We start from the raw sequence: 18,253 nt of genomic DNA on the forward strand, positions 1-18,253 counted from the left end.
TCGCCGCGTCGAGGCGGCGGTACACGACTGGCCGCGCCGGTACAACCGGCGTGCGCGCACCGGACGAACGAACAGCCGATTCGACACGCGTGCAATTAGCCGCGGAAGAGCGCATTCTGTGTTAAGGGTCGGGTGCTCGTAGTCATGACGTACCTCGGAACGGGAACTACGCATCATGTCCACGCCACACGGACAACAGGCGCTGCGTAACGGATCGTATTCGGCAGCGGACGAGCGTTCGTGGCAACAGCCGGACGGTTGTGCCACTCTGAGCCACCGGGGCCGCCACGGGGGCTGGCGCGAGATTCCACTCGATCACGGCATGACCCGTATGACGATCGGGCGGTCCGACGCCGCCGACATCACCGTGACCGCCGATGCGACCGTTTCGCGGCTGCACGCCATCATCGAGCGAGTGGGCGGTTGCTGGGTCGTCCTCGACAACGGGTTGTCGACGAACGGGACTTTCGTCAACGGCGAGCGTATCGGCGGATTTCGGAAGCTCGAGTCCGGCGATTCGGTCCGCCTCGGGAAATCGGTGTTCGTCTTCAACGACGGCCACCCGTCCGACGACGAGAAAACGGCCGTCCAAGTCAGGCTGCCGACCCGGAATTCGCTGACCGACGCCCAGTATCTGATTCTCGAGGCGCTGTGTCGCCCTTACGACTCGCAGACCACGTTCACCTACCCCGCGTCGAACTGGCAGGTTGCCCATGATCTGTGCCTGAGCGTCGCCACGGTCAAAACCCACATGCGAGCATTGTTCAAGATATTCGACGTCGGAGCCCTGCCGCCGAATCAGAAACGCGTATTCCTGGTCGAACGTGCCATCGAGAGCGGCGTGATCGCCTTTCACGATCGGCAGGACTCCGGCAGGTAATTTCGGTGATGCCCGTTCGCGGCCTCGGCGCCGCGGTGCGGAGCGGCGACTCCTTTCGGGCGGTGGCAGGTCAGATCGGGTGGAAGCCCGCGCCGACGCCACCGCGCGCGTCGATGTCATCGATGATGGCGGCCATGTTCCCGCCCAGCTGCGGTCCGAGGCACGGCACGTACAGGTAGCCGTTGACCATGCCGACCAGCGTTGTCCCGACCACGACCGGCCCGCCGGAGTCACCGGGAAGGACACAGATCTGTGTCCAGGCCCAGTTGTTGGTCTCGAACACATCGCCGTAGGCCAGTCCGCAGGTCTGGCCCGTGGTGTAGCCCTGCTTGCAGGCGATGTCGGGGAACTGGACCGGACCGCCCAGCGCGGTGATCGTCGTGTTGCCCACGTGGTTCACGGGGACGACGCCGCCCGGATCGAACTCGATGACGGCGTAGTCCATGTCCGCGTTCGTGTAGGCGAATGTGCCGACGACGCCGGCGTCACGGTTGGCCTCGGCGGTGACCGAGGTACCCGCCGCACTGCAGTGACCTGCGGTCAGACCGACCAGCCGACTCGCGGCATCGTGCCCGATCGTGGTGAGCGTGCAGACGCCCTGGTCGCCGACGACGATGCCGGAGCCGCCGCCGAGCACCGCCGGGTCCGCGGCGTGCGCGAGGCCTGCTTGCGCCCCGGCCGGCAGCACGCCTGCCGCGAGTGCGACGGTGGCCACTGCGAGTTTCCTGAACATGTCGAGCACTTCTACTACAAGCCAGCACACCACAGGTGAGTGACGCGCAGCGTTTTCGGCATTGTCACATTGCTGCTAGGTCATGCGAAGCAAATGCCCGTGCCGAACGGGAAGATCGGCGGGACGAAGCAGATCCACGACAGGAATGGGTTCCACCACAAAAGGGCCTGCTCGACCTGCGCGGGAACTTGGTCGGAGGCGGGCGCCACCTGAACGGGCACAGGAGGTTCGACGGCCGGGGCCGAGGTAGCAACGCCTGAGCCGAGGGCGATCACAGGTGCGATCGCTACCGCTGCGACGGCTGCGCGCATTGTGGTTGATTTCATGATCTTTCCTTCAACTGAGCGCTTTCGGGACACCCCGAAAGGTGTCCCGGAATGACACCACCAACTCTCCTCGGACAGTGCGCGGAAGATCATCCTCCCGCGGGTTGGAAATGCTCAGACCTCGGGTGGGATCGGCGCCGCGTCGTCTCTCACGCGACCGGGGTGCTGCACCCACACCCGACGGTGCACGTGAATCCACCGGCCGCCCCGCCCTTCCAGCAGATGCACTTCTTGTCCATCTTCAGCGTCCCTGGCGCGCACGCCGCCTGTGCCTTGCAATCGTCTCTGGCGGCCTTGCACGCCTCGGCGATGGTGGCGCCGTCCGCTTGACCTTGGCTCAACTCGACCGGTTCCGGACCGGGCAACACGGGCTCGTCGCCCACGGCGATGCGCATCGTGCCGTCTCCGACTCCGCCGTGAGCGAGCTGGAAAGCGGTGATCGCTGCGAGCGTGAGCGGGCCTGCCACACCGTCGAGCGCCAGTGGCGGCAGGCCGATCAGCGCGATACTGCGGTTGATCAATTTCTGGACATCCCGCACGTCCTCCGGCAGGTTCTGGCCGCCCTCGCCAACGGACCGAATAGCCATCACCGCACCTCCCTCTGTATTTCGGAAGCGGTGCCCAATCGGCCGACCGCAATCACGACGTTATCCATGCGACGGATATCGAACACGAGTAGCGCGCTACTCGAATAGCGGTTTCCGTAGGGAGGCCGGCGCGCGTCGGCACGATCGAAATCGTCCAGGGCGTATCGCTTTTCGATCCGCGCGGCCCCGTCTGACCAGGCAACTCCTCTGGCGCGACCTGTCCGACAACGGCCGCTCGCCGCGCTGATCAGCCCACGCAAATCAGGGCGACTTCGCCATCGAAACGATTCTCCTGCCGACGAATTCGGCTATCCATCGTGATCACCTCGTCCGGTATGCCCGGAGAAACGTCCGCACTCCTTCGACGATGAGTGGCCTGATGCGAGTGTCCTTCGCGGCGTTGGCGGTACCGAATCGGCTGAGCGCGACTCCGAAGGTCAGCGCGATGAAGTGGTCGGCCGCGAGTCGCGCGTCGGGGACATCGAGCAGCCCGGCACGGGCGAGGGCGGCGAACCGTTCACCGATGGCCTCCTCGGGCGCGTCGGTCAAGGCATGGTCGTCGCGGTGTGGCAGGTGACCGGATTCGGTCCGGACCAGTCGTTGCAGCGTGGTGTACTCCGCCGAGTCGAGCATGTCGGTCGCGATCTGCATCGAGAACGTGACCAGGGCGGGCTCCAGTTCGGCGGCGTCGGTGAGACCGTCGAGCGTGTCGTCGAGGGTGCGCCGGATCGTGTCGAGCAGTGACTGGCCAACTGCGTCGAAGACGGCATTCAACAGGGTCTGCTTGTCGCCGAAGTAGTCGTAGACCGTCCGCTTGGACACCCCGGCACGGGCGGCGACCGCGTCGACGCTCGACCGGTCGAAACCGTCGGCTACGAACAACTCCCGGGCCGCCGAGAGAATGGCGGCCCGCTTCTGTGCGGACCCTGCGCGCAGCGTCTTCGCGTCTGGCATGAGCGGATCGTAGCATCGCTACACTACACTGTGTAGTGTAGTTCCGAGATGCCGAAGCGTCATCCGGCTACCTGGAGAGCCCGGTGCACACATCAGGCACGGTTCACACCCAACGATGAAAAGGACGTCTATGTCCGAAACACTGGTTTCCCCGGTCCGCATCGGGAGGCCGGCGATAGGTGCCCTCGGCGCCCTGGCACTTGCCCTCGGCACCCTGCAGTCAGTGGTCGACCCCGCGCTCCCGCTGCTGCAACGTGAGCTGGGGATCACCCCTGCCGAAGGGGCGTTGGTCACCAACACATTGCTCATCACCGGCGCTGTTGTCGCACCCATCGCAGGCAAGCTCGGTGATCGCTACGGCGGAAAGCGAGTGCTGGTCCGGCTCATGGCGGTGGTCTCGGCCGGTGGCCTGTTGGCCGGCCTGGCGCCGAACCTGCCGGTGTTGTTGCTCGGTCAGGTATTTCAGGGCGCGATGGTCGGCGCGCTGCCCCTCTCTTACATCTTGGTGCGCAAATACCTCCCGGCAGGGGAGACGCAGGTGGCGATCGGGCTCGTCACCGCGCTGTTCACGGCCGGCGGCATGGTGGGAACGTCGATTGCCGGGCCACTCGCGGAAGGTCTGTCTCGGCATTGGATGTTCGCGCTGCCGACGCTCGCGATCATCGCGACGACGCTGATCGTGACCCGGCTGATGCCCCATGATCCGCCGATCCAGCCGGACAGCGGGATCGACTGGCCTGGCGTGAGTCTGCTGAGCGGCACGTTGCTCGCGCTCATGCTCGGGATCAGGCTGGTGACCAGCGGAGGTCTGCCGCTGCTCGCGGTCGGTGCCATCACGGTACTCGTGGCCGCACTCGCGGCCGGATGGGTCGCCGTCGAACGCCGGACAGCCTCGCCGATGGTCGATCTGCGCATGCTGGCAAGGCCCGCGATGTGGAGCTCGTGCGTGCTGACCTTCTTCATGACCGCCGGTTTCGGGATGGTGATGTTCCTGGTCCCACAGCTTTTCGCGGTATCGGCGGACGGGTACGGCTTCGGGGCGAGCACCACCGACATCGGACTGTTCCTGATGCCCGGCGCCCTCGCCGGTGCGGTCAGCGGGGCGCTCGGCGGGATTGCGGTGCGGCGTTTCGGTCCGCGTGCCGTGGTCATCGCATGCGCCGTCGTCACAGTGGTCACCGTGATCACCCTGGCATCGCTGCACACCGCGGAATGGCAGCTCGTCATCGCGAAAGTGCTGACCGCGTTCGCCGCAGGCGTCGGCAGCACGGCGTTGCTCGCCAGCACCGCCACCACCGTCGAGACCAGGGACACCGGCATCGCCACCAGCCTGCTCGTGGTGACACGCGTGATCGGAGCCGCCTTGGGCATCCAGGTCGCCGGTGCGATTCTCGCCGCCGGGACCGACCCGATGTCGGGCCAGCCGGCCGAATCGGCTTTCGTCACAGGGTTTGTCATCGCCGGCCTCGTCGCCGCGCTGTCCCTGTTCGTTGTTCGTGCCGTAGAGAAAGGAACCAAGGCATGACATCTACCTCGAAGCGCAACGTTCTGATCTCCGGAGCCAGTATCGCCGGACCCGCGCTGGCGTACTGGCTGCACCGGTCCGGATTCGCGGTCACGGTGGTGGAGAAGGCCAGCGCGCTGCGCGGGGGTGGCTACCCGATCGACGTGCGCGGCACCGCGATAGAAGTCGTCCGTCGGATGGGGATACTGCCGCAACTGCAGGACGCACACATCGACTCACGGCGGTTCACCTTCCTCGACGCCGATGGCGGTGAGGTGGCCTCGCTCCACCCGTATGCCGTCGCGGGGAGTGTCGAGGGACAGGACCTCGAGGTGGGTCGAGGGGATCTGGCTGCGGCCCTCTACACAGCGATCCGCGACGACGTGGAAATCCTCTTCGACGATTCCATCGGCACCCTCGACCAGTCCGAACACGGGGTCGACGTTGCCTTCCGCAACGGGCAACGGCGCACGTTCGACCTGGTGTTCGGCGCCGACGGTATGCACTCACACACCCGGGAGCTGCTCTTCGGCCCCGAAGAGCAGTTCCACCGCTACCTCGGCTACTGCTTCGCCATCTTCACCATGCCCAACACCTTCGGGCTCTCTCGCGAGCTCACGCTCTGGAACACCCCGGGCAGAGCCGTAGCCCTCTATGCCACCGGCCACCACGACGAACTGCATGCCTTCCTGAACTTTCACCAACCAGAACCGCCGTTCGAAGTTCTCCGGAACCCGGACGCGCAGCGGGATCTGGTCGCCACGGCTTTCGCCGACGCAGGATGGGAGGTCCCCAGCATTGTCGACGCCATGCGCGATGCAGATGACCTGTTCTTCGACATGGCCGGCCAGATCCGCATGCCCAGCTGGTCGAGCGGCCGGGTCGCGCTGGTCGGCGACGCCGCATACGCGCCCTCGTTCCTGACCGGACAAGGCTCCAGCCTCGCGCTTGCCGGGGCCTACATGCTCGCCAATGCCGTGGCCACGAAACGGGACCACGCGGCGGCATTCGCCGCCTACGAACACGACACGCGAGAGTTCGTCGCCATGAACCATGCGCTGGTCGACAACGGTGGGGCAGCACTCTGCCCCATCACGGCGCGCGCCCTGGAACAACGCAACACCATGCTGCGTGGCCTCGTCACCACGCCCCCAACGACACCGCGACCGGCCCACTCAGCCCTTTCGCTGCCTGAATTCGTCCCGAAGTCATGACACGGCCGCACCAAACGGTCCGGTTCGTCGATGGTTCGGTCACCTCGGGAGTCGACGGCGTTTGCTGCAGGTCCACCCTCACGGTTCGGCATCGCGCGGATCTGCCGAAGCGGCCCTGCCCGCCAGCTGAGCAGGGCCGCGGGGCCGCTACTCCGGGATGCGCTCGGCGTACTCCGCCGCGAGCCGAGCGTGCTTGGGCCAGAACGGTTCCGGAGTGCTTCCGGTCAGCCGGGCGACGAGCAGGTCGAGATGGCTGTGCCAGCCGCCGGAGACGCTGAGCAGGGCGTCGCGATCGGGGAGCTTGCGGTGCGTGAGTTCCAGGCGAACCTGCTCGCCGACCTGTTCCAGCGTGAACGTGACCACCGAACCGTCGCCCCAGGTGAACGACAGCAGCCGCGGCGGCTCGCACGCCAGTACTTCGCCCTGGATACGGTGCTCGTTCGAGTACTGCGGCGGCGCCGGATCGTCGGCATCGGTGAATTCGGAGTTGCGGAAGATCAATTCGACCGCACCGCCCGCCCCCTGCGTCATCTCACCGCCCGCCAGCCAGGTGCGTCGCAGCTCGGCGTCGGTCAGGTACCGCCACACCCGCTCGATGGGGCCGGGCAGCAGCCGTTCCATGCGCACCGCGCCGGGTTCGGTCACGGTCCCGTAGCTGGAAATCTGTTGTGCCGTCATGATTCATCCTCGGTTCGGAGTAGTTCTTCGAGCCTGTCGAGTTGCTCGGTCCAGAAGCGCTCGTAGAAGCGCATCCACTCGGCGCCGTCCCGGATCGGCCGCGCGTCGAGGCGGCAGACATGAACCCGGCCGTGCACCGTACGTCGCACCAGCCCCGCGCGCTCGAGCACCTGAATGTGCTTGGACGCCCCGGCCAGTGTCATCGCGTACGGCTCGGCCAACTCGCCGACGCTGTGCGCGCCCTCGGCGAGCCTGTGCAGCATGGCCCGCCGTGTGGGGTGCGACAGCGCGTGGAACAGCGCGTCCAGCCGATCGGATTCTTGTTCAACCACATGGTTGAGTATGCACGCCTTGACCGACGATGGTCAACCAATTGGTTGAATTAATTGCTGCTCTGGTCCTGCGCCGGGCTCGGCCCGCATCCGCCGGGCCGGGACCGTCAGGAAGTCGGAGTCGACCGAAGGTCGTCGGTAGCCTGTCGGACCCGCTCGCCGAGCGTGGCGACGAAACGCGACAGCACCTCGATCTCCGCATCGCCGAAGCTTGCGAGATCCCCGCCTAGCGAGGCGCCCAGACCGGCGAACAGTGGCGCCACCCTGGCTTCGGCCTGGTTGGGGTCCAGCACCACCTGGACGCGTCGCCGATCGGCGGGATCGCGCATCCGCCGCACGTACCCGGCCCGCTCCAGCCGATCGATCATCGCGGTCACCGCCCCGCCACGGGTAATGCCGAGCCGATCGGCCAACCGGCCCGGCGTCTGTGGTCCGTCCAGGCTGAGCACATTCAGACAGCTCAGATCGACCACGGTGATCCCGAGCCGGGCCGCCACCGCCGAGTGGAAGATGACGGTTCGCGTCGCCTGCTCCCGCAGTCCGGCCTGTAGCGAAGCCGGGGTCTCATTCGGGGTATTCCCTGATGTCATCGCCGGGCTCTCCTCTCTAATCTCTCTCTTGTAGAGAAACTCTGAAACAGAGATTAATCGAAGGAGATGAGGATATGACAACCAAGCGCGTGCTCCCGCTGTGGCTGCTGGTGATCTTCGTGGGCATCCAGTTCGGCGCCGGCTGGTACGAGAAGCTCGGAATCATTCCGCTGTGGTCCGACGTGCCACCCGACCAGGTGCTCACCGCCATGGAGGAATCCGGGTTCAAACGGGCAGGCCGCTTCTTCTGGCCGTTCGTCTCGCCGGTGGTGGCGTTGCTTTCGCTGCTCAACCTCTACCTCGCCCGGCGGACACCCGGACCGGCGCGCAACTGGTGGATTGCGGGCGCGGCGATCATGGCCACCTACTCGGTAACCACCTACGGCTACTTCGCGACCCAGATGCTGATGTTCCAGTCCGGCGGCGCCGACTGGACACCCGAACACATCGAATCCTTCGTCGACCTGTGGACCACGCTGAACTACCCGCGCATGGCGCTCGGTGGAATCGGCTGGCTGTGTGCGCTGCGCGCCCTGTCCCTCACGGCCGCTCCGGTGGATTCCCGCAGCGCCGCGGTCACCGTCCACTGAGCAACGTGCACCCCCAGGGGCCCGGCAAGTCCGGGCCCCGGCGTCATCGATCAGGACCCCGGCATCCGGGCGTGTCTGCTCCTGTCGAACTCCGTTCGGTGCCACTCTGACGAGTGCGACCTGCGGGCAATGACCTGAGCGCCCGCAGAGGCGCACCCCCGTTACACCGACGGACCCGGAGCCGGCAATGGATATGCACCTGATTCAACTCGGCATCGTGCTGTTCCTGCTCGGCCTGCTCACCGGACTGGCCGTGCCGAAGCTGAAGAACCCGCGAATGGGCTTGTCCAGCCACCTCGAAGGGGCCATGAACGGCATGTTCTTGGTGATTGTAGGTCTGATCTGGTCGCGGCTCGAGCTGTCGCACGCGTGGTTGATCGTCACCTTCTGGCTCGTTGTGTACGCCGCATACGCCAACTGGCTGGCCACGCTCCTCGCAGCGGTCTGGGGTGCCGGGGCCCCGATGATGCCGATCGCCGCGAGAGACCGCACGGGTAGCGCACTGCAGGAGCGCGTGATCGGCATACTGCTCATCTCTCTGGCAGTGTCCATCATCGCCGGATGCGTGCTGATCCTCGTCGGCCTCGCCCTCTGAGTCTCAGGGTGCTCGATCCAAAACCAGCGCCAGCACGTCAGCGGCCGCGGCCCGCGGTGGTCCCGTCCCCGTCGGGTTGATCTCGACGCCAGTCGTCCTCGGAGAAATCGCAGAGGCCCCCGCTGGACGAAAGTAGCTCAACGACAACAACTTACACCGTTGTCTTCTACAGTCCCCCGCCTGGTCAGTCGGGGATGCGGCGGCGTAGGTGGCCTGCTTGCTCGAGTACTTGGAGGGCGGCTCGGCGTTGTCGGCACGGTCGGTCGTCAGGGTGTAGGTGGATCTGCATCAGTTGGTGTGCTTCGGAAACTGTTGGCGTGGTGTGTGGTTCGCGTTCACAGTCGTCGTAGTAGGGGTAGTGGTTGGGGTTGTCGGAACCGTTCTCGAAGGCGATGTGCACGCGAACGGTGTCGGTGGGGTCACTATTGGGTCTGGGATCGGTGGGGGCGAAGTCAGTGGGGATGCCGTAGTGGGTGAACGGGTCGACGCTGAGCCGGTAGATGATGCGGTTGCCGGTGAACGCGCGTCGGCCGTGCAGCCAGCGGTGGTTGTTGATCACATACCCGTGTCCCGCAGGGAGAGCGAACACCGTGGTGTGGCGTTCGATCGTCTGGATCAGCGTCGGTAGCCAGTGCCGTGTCTCGGGGGAGTATTGGGCCAGTTCATCGAGGCGGAATCGGATGCGGACTCGCCCGCCGGTGGTGTGTTCGAACACCGATCCCAGATGCCCGGCTGCGCCACCGAACAGAACCGAACGCGGATGCGACAGCGCGCGTAGTGCCTCGGGCATGAACTCGGCGAGATCGTCGTAGACGGCTTTTCCATCGATGGCGATGGCCTCGCCTCCGGTTGCGGCTTCATGCCCGCAGGCGACCATCAGCAGATGCGGCGGGCGTGCTATCCCGGATCGGTCGGTGTGCGCGGGCAAGGCGCGATTGCTGAACCCGGCGTAGCCGGGTTGCGCGCCGACCCGGCCGAGGTCGGCCAGGGTGGTCACGCCATCGATGCCGCTGTCGCGGTGTGCCATGATGACCCCGAGTGCGCTCCCGAGACGGGCCAGCTCGGTTTGATCGGGTATCCCGTCGAAAGTGGCGATACCACCTGATGCCAGTGCTGCGGCGAGCGCTTCGGTTCCGTGTCGGTGAATGTCGACGTACATGGATCAAGGCTCGGGTTCGCTCGCCGGGACGGTCCACTGACAACTTGTCATCGCACCCGGCCGCGAACGATGCTGCTTGGCCTGCGGGAATGGTGTTACCGTCGCCCGCATGACTGCCACAGACTATGTGCCGCATCTGTATTCGATTTCGATCAAGGGTGTGGTCGTGCGCGACGGTGCGGTGCTGTTGTTGAAGAACGAACGCGAGGAGTGGGAGTTGCCGGGCGGGCGTATCGAGCCCGGCGAGACCCCGGAGGAATGCGTGGCCCGTGAGATCACCGAAGAGACCGCGTGGCCGGTCACGACAGGCCCGATCCTCGACACGTGGATGTACTACATCAACGAGGCGGAGAAGAACGTCTTCATCGTCACCTACGGCTGCTACCCCGACACCGACGCCGACCCCGTGCTCTCCCACGAGCACAAGGAAATCGGGATGTTCCCCGAATCCGAGATCGCCGGGCTGAACATGCCGGAGGGATACAAGCGCTCGATCAGCACATGGTTCGCGCGCCTGCGCGCCACCGAGGCGGAACCGGTCCGATGAGGACCAGGCGGTGAGCGCCACCGACCGGCCGCCGGCGCCTGTTGCGTTGGCTTCTGCGGTGTGGTTGTGGGCAGCACCGGAAGCGGCTACCGCCCTGGCGACCCGCGACCTGCCGACGATCTTGCGCACCTACCGGCGCCTGCATTGCATGAACCAGATCGCGTTGGCCGAGGTCTTGGGCTACGACAAATCGTATGTGTCGATGATCGAGACCGGGCGGCGCGCGATCACCGACATCAGCTCACGCCGCCATATCGCCCGCCGCCTTGGCCTGCCCCCGCACGTGCTCGGCGTGACCGACACCGACGACGCCGAATACCTCGCCATGCTCCAATTCGGCGAGTCCACAGTCAGACTCGCTGAGCTGGCCCGTCAATCCGGTCACGCCGTGCACGCAGTCAACGAACTATGGCCTCTGGTCGTACGCCTCGAGGCACGCGCCGCCACAGGCCACGCCGAACCCGACATCCTCGCCCTGCTCGCCCGCGCCCGCGTCGCGCTCGGCGTCTCCCTCGGCACGGTGCTACCCGAGGAACGCCTCACCGCTGCCACCCAATGGACCGGTCAAGCCCTCACCATCGCACGGCATCTCGACGACTCCGGATTCTTGGCTCACACACTGCGTATGCACGGCAACGAGCTGCGCAAAGCAGGCGACCCTGCCGCCGCGGTGACCCACTTCGAGCACGCGCTCGAGCTGTCGGCCGACCCGATCGAGCAAGGCGCGACCTTTGCTCTGCTGTGCCGCGCGATCGGAGAACTCGGCGACGCTGAACGCTTCGACACCACCCTCGCCATCTACCAGCGACTCCTCGACCGGCACGCCGGGAGCGGACTGCTGTTCCACCCGTTCACCTTCCGGGAAGTCCAGCTGCGCGGACTCATCGACACCGGCCGTCCCGCCGCCGCCCTCCGGCTGCTGGGCACCGAGCACGTAGCGCCCGCCGCCCCGCAATGGCACATCATCGAACGCGTCACCACCGGCCAAGCCCTCACCCTCGCCCGCGAAACCACCGCCGCCGAAACCACATTCAGCCAAGCACTCAATGCCGCCGAACACCATCGGCTACCCCATCAAATCCAGCGAGCACTCCGAGCGCTCACCAAAGCGGGCATGCACGCCCTCGCCGACGAAGCACGCGCAGCACTGGCGCGCGTGCGAGCGCTACTCGATGCCCCCTAACCCAACCGCCGATACGTCGCGCCTGTCGTGCTTCACGCACGCCGGGCAGCCAAGTCGGGCAATCGTAGACACCGAGCAGCAACCCTGGTCTACTGTGAGGTCCCGACATACGCACAAGACAGAGGGGGAGTCAGCCATGGTGTCGCCTAACCTGGGCAAAGGCCCCGAAATGCAGCCAGGGCAAACCTTTCAGACCGGGCCGGGCATGGTGCCGCAGCCCGGGATGGGATACCCACCGAACGCGGCGCAACAGTACGGGCAACCTCAAACTCAGCCGTTCACACAGCCAATGCCGGTGCCCGGAGCGATGTATCCGCAGGGCTACCCGCAGCCGATGCCGACCTTCGTGATCAACAACGTCGCCAACGCTACCGCCGTAGCCTCGGCACGCGGGTACGGCTACGGCCGCCGCAAACGGCAATCCTTCTTGGTCCACTTCTGGCTGTTCCTCTTCACCGCTGGAATCGGGAACATCGTCTACGCCTGGTATGTGATGGATTGGAACCGCAAGCGGGGACTGTAGCCATGAGCACCCGATCTGCGATCACGACCGACCAGAGATGATTCGCATGGGGCAGTTGGCGAACATCGGGTGGCGGGCAGCCCGATCGGGGGCGTTGCGTCGACGATGACAGCTGCCCTGGTGGCCGTGATATCGCGGTAGCCGAGTCATCGATACGTGGTGCCAGGACAGCTCAGCGGTGGCCATCAGCAGGACCACCGCGTCACGGTGGCTGGACGAAAATAGCTCGGGTCATCCGCTGATCGGCAGGTGAGTGAGCGGGTGATCGATGCGATTACGCAGCGCGGCAAGGTGTTCGGCACGGCTGCGGTCGAGTGCGGCGTCAGTGTAGAGCGCCGGCGACGGTGACGACGCCGGCGAAGATGGCGACAGTGGTGACGCCGATGGTGAGAACCCACAGGTCGCGCTCGTCGGGCATGTCGGCACCGGATTCCAGGGCTCGCCGCACCTGAAACCACCGGCGCAAGCCGACGATCGGCGCGACGACCGCCAGCAGGATCATCACGGTTCCCAGCAGGGTGCGTGCCCACCCGGTGCTGAATTCGGGGATCAGATGCGCCATGGCGATCCCACCGGCGAGCAGACCGAGCGAGGTTCGAACCCAGGCCAGAAAGGTCCGTTCACTGGCGAGCGTGAAGCGCTCATCCGGCCGCGAATTGTGTTCGACCAGAGGCGTATCTGCCACGATCACATCCTCGTTGCCAGTGGCCATGCGTGGGAGCTCCTCGTTGCGTGGGATGGCTGCGGACCGATCGCCCATTGCCACGTCACCCTAGGGGCGGCAGACCGCATTCTCTCGGCGCTCCGCGCCAGAATTCGAAGCACCGATTGTCGTCACGTCACAATTGCGCGGGCCGCGAATGTGTTAGGCCTGGCAGTGTGGGCCGCAGTGCCGGCGCGAGCCGACCGAACACCCACTGCCACGCCCGTTCCCGAGCCGGCGGTCACATGCCCCGGGGAAACCTACCCACCTTTGTCGTGCGGTCACAACGAGTCACGCAAACGTTGGCGCGCGCTCACGAGCGCTCGAGCACACGCCCACCCTAACTTGTGACCATGATCACGTTACCTTCGCGAACCAAAGCCGCGGACCTGTCGGGCCAGGTCGTGGCCATCACGGGCGCTGGCAGCGGAATCGGTCGCGAGCTCGCCATATTGTGCGCCGCCCGCGGCGCGTACCTCTCGCTGTGCGACATCAACGAGGCCGGTCTTGTCGACACGGCCGACACGCTGCGATCCGCCGGGCACGAGGTTGTGACCAGCCGGGTGGACATCTCCGACGCGGAGCAGATGGCCAAGTTCGCCGAAGTCACCAACGACCGTTTCGGTGGCGTGGACATGGTGGTCAACAACGCCGGGGTCGGGCTCGTCGGCGGGTTCCTCGACACCAGCCTCGAGGACTGGGAGTGGCTGGTCTCGATCAATTTGATGGGCGTCGTGCACGGCTGCCACGCCTTCGTTCCTTCGATGGTCGAGCGCGGCCGCGGTGGCCACATCGTCAACCTCTCGTCGGCCGCCGGCCTGCTGGCCAACCCCCAGCTCTCTGCTTACAGCGCAACCAAATTCGCTGTCCTCGGCCTGTCCGAGGCGCTACGCATGGAACTCGAGCCGCACGGCATCGGGGTTACCGCGATCTGCCCCGGTGTCATCGATACGGCTATCACCCAGACCAGCCCGATCCGGGGTGGAAACGCCGATGAGCGGCGCAAGAACATGGCCGCGGTCTACCGGAAGCGCGGCTACACTGCCGAGCGCGTCGCTCGCAACATCCTGCGCGCAGTCGACCGCAACCGCGCTGTTGCCCCGGTCGCCGCGGAGGCCCACCTCATGTACGCGCTGTCGCGGGCCACCCCGCCCGTGGCCCGGTGGGTCGCGGCGAAGCTCGCCGCCGTCGCCGAGTGAGCGCGCAGTGACCTCGGTTTCTCCTCCGCCCCTGCGGGTTTCGGTATCCGATCGGCTCGAACGTCTGCCGTTGTGTCGCTGGCATCACATGGTCTGTGCCCTGATGATCGGCGCTTTCATGTTCGAGTTGATCGACCTCTATTCGTTCGCGTTCAGCGCGCCGGCACTGATCGAGCACCATGGATTCACGGTGCGTGATGTCGGCGCCATTACCGCCGCCACCGGCATCGGTTCGTTCCTCGGAGCGTTCGCCGGTGGATGGGCGGCCGGTCGGTTCGGCCGCAAGCCGGCGCTCGTCGCTTGCCTGGTGCTGTTCTCGGCGCCGTCGTTGATCAACGCCGCAGTCTCGGCACCCGAGGGGTTCCTGGTCCTGAGGTTCCTCACCGGAATCGGGTATCAGGGGATGACGGTGGTCGGCGCGGTCCTGCTGACAGAGCTCGTCCCCGGCCGGGTGCGTGGCCGCGCCATCGCGTGGGTGATCACCATCGCCGGAGTCGGTCCGACGTTGCTCGCGTGGCTCGCCTTCGCCCTGGTACCCAACTTCGACTGGGGATGGCGCGCGCTTTTCATCCTCGGTGGGTTGGGGCTGGTGCTGGTGGTCCCCTTCCTTCGGCACCTACCGGAGTCACCGCGCTGGCTCGAGTCTCGCGGGAACCTGGCCCGCGCGGATTCGATCATGAACGACATCGAGGAAGCGGTGCGCGCAGCCGGACACACGATCGCGCCCCTGCCTGCACCTGCGCCCGCCAAGAGTGCGACCTCCACTCCGGTAGACAATCGAGGCAGCGGAATTCGGGCACTCTTCCGGGAGGGATACGGCAGACGCTTCCTGGTCGCCTGCGCGCTGTGGACGGTCGGTGTGGTCGCCTACTTCGGGTTCACCGGATGGCTGTCGACGCTGCTGAAACTGCAGGGGTACGACCTCGGTCAATCGACACTCATCACCGCGGTCGTCACCACCGTCGGTCTACTGGGATTCTTCGCCAGCACCGTGGTGATCGATCGCTGGCAACGCAAGTATTCCCTCGCCGTCGTCGGCACCGTGCTGGGCGTAGTCGCGTTGCTGTTCACCGCGGGAAGCTCCACCGCCTACGTCCTGGCAATCGGTTGCGTGCTCCAGGTCCTGTTCCAGTTGGTCGTACCGCTCACGCAGACGTATTCGGCAGAGGTCTTCCCCACCCGCTTCCGATCGATAGGCTCGGGCTGGGCCAGCGCCTCGGCCCGGGTCGGCAACATCGTCGGCGCATTCGCCATCACAGCGATTCTGGATCACTGGGGAATCCCCGCGGTCTTCTACTTCATCGCTGCCCTCATGTTCATCCTCGCCATGGTCATGGCGTCCCTCGGGGAGTCGACGAGCGGCTCCCTCGAACGGTCCGATGAACAGGCCGACTCCGAGAGCGCGGTCCCAGTCGGCGGGAACTGACGCCGCACAGCCGCACGGATCGTCAGCACCCGATCCGGCCGGCTGACGCGCTCATCGCGCAAAGAACCCATATCGACAGCGTTTTCGTCAGCGCTGACCAGAGGAGCAATGAATGGCATTGAACGAGTACACCCCTGGCACCGCCTTTCCGGGAGAGATCGGACGCACCATCGACCAATCGAGTCCCGCTTGGCCGAAGCCGGTCCGTGCCGCCGCGGGCGCACCGAATGTGCTGATGATCGTGTTCGACGACGTCGGCTACGGGCAATTGGGGTGTTACGGCAGCCCGATCGCCACGCCCCACCTCGATGCGCTGGCCGCCGATGGCTTGCTCTACAGCAACATGCACACCACCGCGCTGTGCTCACCGTCGCGCTCGTGCATCATCACCGGACGCAATCACCACGCCAACGGGATGGCGGCGGTCACCGAGTTCTCCACCGGCTACCCCGGGTACGACGGGAACATCCCGTTCTCCAACGGGTTTCTCTCGGAGATGCTGCTGGCACGCGGTTACAACACGTACGCGGTCGGCAAGTGGCACCTGACCCCCGCCGACCAAGAATCTGCCGCGGGCCCCTACAATCGCTGGCCGCTGGGACGCGGCTTCGAACGCTTCTACGGCTTCCTCGGCGGCGACACCAGTCAGTGGTACCCGGATCTGGTCCACGACAATCACCAGGTCGAGCCGGAACGCACCCCCGAAGAGGGCTACCACCTGAGCGAAGACTTGGCGGACAAGGCAATCCAGTTCGTCGCCGACGCCAAACAGGCCGCACCGGACAAGCCGTTCTTCCTCTACTTCTGTCCTGCCGCCGCACATGCTCCACACCACGTGCCAAGAGAGTGGGCCGACCGCTACAAGGGCCGATTCGACGAGGGCTGGGAGGCCTATCGGGAAATGGTGTTCGACCGGCAGAAGCAAATGGGCGTCATCCCCGCCGATGCCGAGCTGTCCGAACGGGATCCCGATGTGCCGGAGTGGAACTCACTGAGTCCCGACGCGCGCCGGCTGGCAGCCCGAATGATGGAGGTGTACGCCGGGTTCCTCACCCACACCGACCACCACATCGGCCGCGTGCTGGACTTCCTGAAGGAGATCGGCGAATTCGACAACACCATCGTCGCCGTGGTTTCCGACAACGGCGCCAGCTCGGAGGGCGGTGTCACCGGCACGACCAACGAGCTGCAGTTCTTCAACAACGCGCAGGAATCACTCGAGGAAAGCCTCAGGGACATCGACGAACTCGGCGGCCCCGACACCTTCAACCACTATCCTTGGGGTTGGACCTGGGCAGGCAATACCCCGTTCCGGCGGTGGAAGCGTGAGACCTACCGCGGCGGCACCAGCGACCCGTTCCTGATCCACTGGCCGCGCGGCATCGCCTCTCGCGGCGAGGTGCGCACCCAGTACGCGCATTTGATCGACATCGTGCCCACCGTGCTCGAACTGCTCGACATCGAGCCGCCGGAGACGATCAATGGTGTGGACCAAACCCCGCTGCACGGCGTCAGTTTCGCCCACACCCTCGACGATTCCGCCGCGCCGACCCTCCGCCACACCCAGTACTTCGAGATGCTCGGCCACCGCGCGATCGATCACGACGGCTGGCGAGCGGTATGTCCTTGGCCCGGTCCGTCTTTCGCCGAGTCCGAGCGACCGTTCGGCACTCCGATCACGGCCGAGGCCCTCGCCGAGCTGGATGCCGCGGACTGGGAGCTGTACCACGTGGCCGAGGACTTCGCCGAGAACCACGATGTGGCCGCCCAGCACCCCGACAAGCTCGCCGAGCTGATCCGGCTGTGGTACGTCGAGGCAGGCAAGTACCAGGTCCTTCCCATCGACGGCAGAGCGATGGCGCGACTGCTCGACGAGCGACCTCAGCTCACCGAGAACCGCACCAGCTACACCCTCCGGCCCGGCACCCAGATGCTGCCCGCAGCGGTCGCACCCCGGCTGTTCAACCGGCCGCACAGCATCACCGCCGACGTGACCATCTCCGCCGACGGGGCGGAGGGAGTGCTGCTGTGCGAGGGCGGCTACACCGGTGGTTGGTCGTTCTATCTGCAGCACGGCCGACTGCACTACACGCACAACTATGTGCGCCGATCCTGGCTCACCGTGTCCTCCGAGGAAGTGATTCCGGCGGGGCGCCACAGGCTCGGATTCGAGTTCCAGCCCACCGGACTCCCTGACTTCACGCAAGGTAAAGGCGCGCCCGGTCGTGCGTTGTTGTACCTCGACGGCCGCCTTGTCGGCCAGGCCGATTTCCCGGTCACCACACCGATCATCTTCAATCCGGGCGGCCTGCGCTGCGGGGCCAACCCCGGGTCGGTGGTGACGTCCGAGTACAGCGCGCCGTTCCGATTCACCGGCACCTTGCACAGCGTGACCGTCGACGTCTCCGGCACACCGATCAGCGATGCCGCAAGCGAAATGCGCGCGGCCATGGCCCGGCAGTAGTAGGCAGCGGGCGGCGCGGTGGTGACCGCCGCGGAGCCCGCCTTCGTGGAACTCCTTCGATACAAG

Annotated in this window: 19 protein-coding genes; 11 read left to right on the plus strand and 8 right to left on the minus strand. The window is 65.9% G+C overall.

The annotated features are described in order from the left end of the window. Positions 1-268: 268 nt before the first annotated feature. Entirely contained in the window at positions 269-880 is a 612-nt protein-coding gene (locus NL1_RS05970) for an FHA domain-containing protein (RefSeq protein WP_067835309.1), read from the plus strand. 70 nt (positions 881-950) lie between these two features. Here the strand turns inward: NL1_RS05970 and NL1_RS05975 are convergent, their stop codons facing one another. From NL1_RS05975 to NL1_RS05985, 3 genes are all read right to left on the minus strand, one after another. Next, positions 951-1,613 carry a chymotrypsin family serine protease gene (locus tag NL1_RS05975; RefSeq protein WP_067835180.1) on the minus strand — a complete coding sequence of 221 codons (663 nt, stop codon included), beginning with the start codon at positions 1,611-1,613 and terminating at the stop codon, positions 951-953. A gap of 475 nt (positions 1,614-2,088) precedes the next feature. Further along, the gene (locus NL1_RS05980; RefSeq protein ID WP_067835182.1) at positions 2,089-2,526 is read right to left on the minus strand and encodes a peptidoglycan-binding domain-containing protein; all 438 of its coding nucleotides are present in this window, start codon (positions 2,524-2,526) and stop codon (positions 2,089-2,091) included. A 321-nt stretch (positions 2,527-2,847) separates the two neighbouring features. After that, on the minus strand, positions 2,848-3,480 hold the full coding sequence (locus NL1_RS05985; RefSeq protein ID WP_067835184.1) for a TetR/AcrR family transcriptional regulator: 633 nt from the start codon (positions 3,478-3,480) through the stop codon (positions 2,848-2,850). 130 nt (positions 3,481-3,610) lie between these two features. Between NL1_RS05985 and NL1_RS05990 the strand changes: the two genes are divergently transcribed. Further along, complete coding sequence (locus NL1_RS05990) at positions 3,611-5,005, plus strand: MFS transporter (protein WP_067835186.1); 1,395 nt, start codon at positions 3,611-3,613, stop codon at positions 5,003-5,005. Beyond that, a complete protein-coding gene (locus NL1_RS05995) occupies positions 5,002-6,198 on the plus strand; it encodes an FAD-dependent monooxygenase (protein ID WP_067835188.1) in 1,197 nt (398 codons plus the stop codon). The genes NL1_RS05990 and NL1_RS05995 overlap by 4 nt, the downstream gene beginning before the upstream one ends. A 147-nt stretch (positions 6,199-6,345) precedes the next feature. Here the strand turns inward: NL1_RS05995 and NL1_RS06000 are convergent, their stop codons facing one another. The 3 genes from NL1_RS06000 to NL1_RS06010 form a co-directional block, all read right to left on the minus strand. Continuing rightward, complete coding sequence (locus NL1_RS06000; RefSeq protein WP_067835189.1) at positions 6,346-6,876, minus strand: SRPBCC family protein; 531 nt, start codon at positions 6,874-6,876, stop codon at positions 6,346-6,348. Further along, positions 6,873-7,208 carry an ArsR/SmtB family transcription factor gene (locus NL1_RS06005; RefSeq protein WP_067835191.1) on the minus strand — a complete coding sequence of 112 codons (336 nt, stop codon included), beginning with the start codon at positions 7,206-7,208 and terminating at the stop codon, positions 6,873-6,875. The genes NL1_RS06000 and NL1_RS06005 overlap by 4 nt, the downstream gene beginning before the upstream one ends. A gap of 107 nt (positions 7,209-7,315) precedes the next feature. Beyond that, positions 7,316-7,798, minus strand: a complete 483-nt coding sequence (locus tag NL1_RS06010) for a MarR family winged helix-turn-helix transcriptional regulator (protein WP_067835193.1) — start codon at positions 7,796-7,798, stop codon at positions 7,316-7,318. A gap of 74 nt (positions 7,799-7,872) precedes the next feature. Between NL1_RS06010 and NL1_RS06015 the strand changes: the two genes are divergently transcribed. Beyond that, the gene (locus NL1_RS06015; RefSeq protein ID WP_067835195.1) at positions 7,873-8,388 is read left to right on the plus strand and encodes a DUF1772 domain-containing protein; all 516 of its coding nucleotides are present in this window, start codon (positions 7,873-7,875) and stop codon (positions 8,386-8,388) included. A 187-nt stretch (positions 8,389-8,575) separates the two neighbouring features. Next, the gene (locus tag NL1_RS06020) at positions 8,576-8,983 is read left to right on the plus strand and encodes a styrene oxide isomerase (protein ID WP_067835198.1); all 408 of its coding nucleotides are present in this window, start codon (positions 8,576-8,578) and stop codon (positions 8,981-8,983) included. 184 nt (positions 8,984-9,167) lie between these two features. Here NL1_RS06020 and NL1_RS06025 read toward each other — a convergent pair whose 3' ends face one another. Continuing rightward, complete coding sequence (locus tag NL1_RS06025; RefSeq protein WP_067835200.1) at positions 9,168-10,142, minus strand: TauD/TfdA family dioxygenase; 975 nt, start codon at positions 10,140-10,142, stop codon at positions 9,168-9,170. A gap of 109 nt (positions 10,143-10,251) precedes the next feature. Between NL1_RS06025 and NL1_RS06030 the strand changes: the two genes are divergently transcribed. From NL1_RS06030 to NL1_RS06040, 3 genes are all read left to right on the plus strand, one after another. Continuing rightward, a complete protein-coding gene (locus NL1_RS06030) occupies positions 10,252-10,689 on the plus strand; it encodes an NUDIX hydrolase (protein WP_067835202.1) in 438 nt (145 codons plus the stop codon). Between the two features lie 10 nt (positions 10,690-10,699). Continuing rightward, positions 10,700-11,872 (plus strand): helix-turn-helix domain-containing protein, encoded by a 1,173-nt coding sequence (locus tag NL1_RS37280; RefSeq protein ID WP_218024369.1) that lies wholly within the window; start codon positions 10,700-10,702, stop codon positions 11,870-11,872. 295 nt (positions 11,873-12,167) lie between these two features. Then, positions 12,168-12,395, plus strand: coding sequence for a DUF8108 domain-containing protein (locus tag NL1_RS06040; RefSeq protein ID WP_162272690.1), 228 nt, complete (start codon positions 12,168-12,170; stop codon positions 12,393-12,395). Between the two features lie 322 nt (positions 12,396-12,717). On the opposite strand, the gene NL1_RS06045 is transcribed toward NL1_RS06040, so the two are convergent. Next, a complete protein-coding gene (locus tag NL1_RS06045; protein ID WP_245673107.1) occupies positions 12,718-13,080 on the minus strand; it encodes a YidH family protein in 363 nt (120 codons plus the stop codon). A 371-nt stretch (positions 13,081-13,451) separates the two neighbouring features. Between NL1_RS06045 and NL1_RS06050 the strand changes: the two genes are divergently transcribed. The 3 genes from NL1_RS06050 (at position 13,452) to NL1_RS06060 (ending at position 18,187) form a co-directional block, all read left to right on the plus strand. Beyond that, entirely contained in the window at positions 13,452-14,297 is an 846-nt protein-coding gene (locus NL1_RS06050) for an SDR family NAD(P)-dependent oxidoreductase (protein WP_067835315.1), read from the plus strand. 118 nt (positions 14,298-14,415) lie between these two features. Continuing rightward, positions 14,416-15,723, plus strand: coding sequence for an MFS transporter (locus tag NL1_RS06055; protein WP_162272691.1), 1,308 nt, complete (start codon positions 14,416-14,418; stop codon positions 15,721-15,723). 112 nt (positions 15,724-15,835) lie between these two features. Continuing rightward, positions 15,836-18,187 (plus strand): arylsulfatase, encoded by a 2,352-nt coding sequence (locus NL1_RS06060; protein WP_067835208.1) that lies wholly within the window; start codon positions 15,836-15,838, stop codon positions 18,185-18,187. The last annotated feature ends 66 nt before the right edge of the window (positions 18,188-18,253 follow it).

Origin of the sequence: Nocardia lijiangensis NBRC 108240 (genome assembly GCF_001613045.1) — a bacterium.
Classification (GTDB): domain Bacteria; phylum Actinomycetota; class Actinomycetes; order Mycobacteriales; family Mycobacteriaceae; genus Nocardia; species Nocardia lijiangensis.

Bases quoted from the DNA above. Each gene is read 5' to 3' on its own strand.
- NL1_RS05975 (WP_067835180.1), bottom strand. From the start codon at position 1,613: ATGTTCAGGAAACTCGCAGTGGCCACCGTCGCACTCGCGGCAGGCGTG.
- NL1_RS05980 (WP_067835182.1), bottom strand. From the start codon at position 2,526: ATGGCTATTCGGTCCGTTGGCGAGGGCGGCCAGAACCTGCCGGAGGAC.
- NL1_RS05985 (WP_067835184.1), bottom strand. From the start codon at position 3,480: ATGCCAGACGCGAAGACGCTGCGCGCAGGGTCCGCACAGAAGCGGGCC.
- NL1_RS05990 (WP_067835186.1), top strand. From the start codon at position 3,611: ATGTCCGAAACACTGGTTTCCCCGGTCCGCATCGGGAGGCCGGCGATA.
- NL1_RS05995 (WP_067835188.1), top strand. From the start codon at position 5,002: ATGACATCTACCTCGAAGCGCAACGTTCTGATCTCCGGAGCCAGTATC.
- NL1_RS06000 (WP_067835189.1), bottom strand. From the start codon at position 6,876: ATGACGGCACAACAGATTTCCAGCTACGGGACCGTGACCGAACCCGGC.
- NL1_RS06010 (WP_067835193.1), bottom strand. From the start codon at position 7,798: ATGACATCAGGGAATACCCCGAATGAGACCCCGGCTTCGCTACAGGCC.
- NL1_RS06015 (WP_067835195.1), top strand. From the start codon at position 7,873: ATGACAACCAAGCGCGTGCTCCCGCTGTGGCTGCTGGTGATCTTCGTG.
- NL1_RS06020 (WP_067835198.1), top strand. From the start codon at position 8,576: ATGGATATGCACCTGATTCAACTCGGCATCGTGCTGTTCCTGCTCGGC.
- NL1_RS06025 (WP_067835200.1), bottom strand. From the start codon at position 10,142: ATGTACGTCGACATTCACCGACACGGAACCGAAGCGCTCGCCGCAGCA.
- NL1_RS06030 (WP_067835202.1), top strand. From the start codon at position 10,252: ATGACTGCCACAGACTATGTGCCGCATCTGTATTCGATTTCGATCAAG.
- NL1_RS06050 (WP_067835315.1), top strand. From the start codon at position 13,452: ATGATCACGTTACCTTCGCGAACCAAAGCCGCGGACCTGTCGGGCCAG.
- NL1_RS06055 (WP_162272691.1), top strand. From the start codon at position 14,416: ATGTTCGAGTTGATCGACCTCTATTCGTTCGCGTTCAGCGCGCCGGCA.
- NL1_RS06060 (WP_067835208.1), top strand. From the start codon at position 15,836: ATGGCATTGAACGAGTACACCCCTGGCACCGCCTTTCCGGGAGAGATC.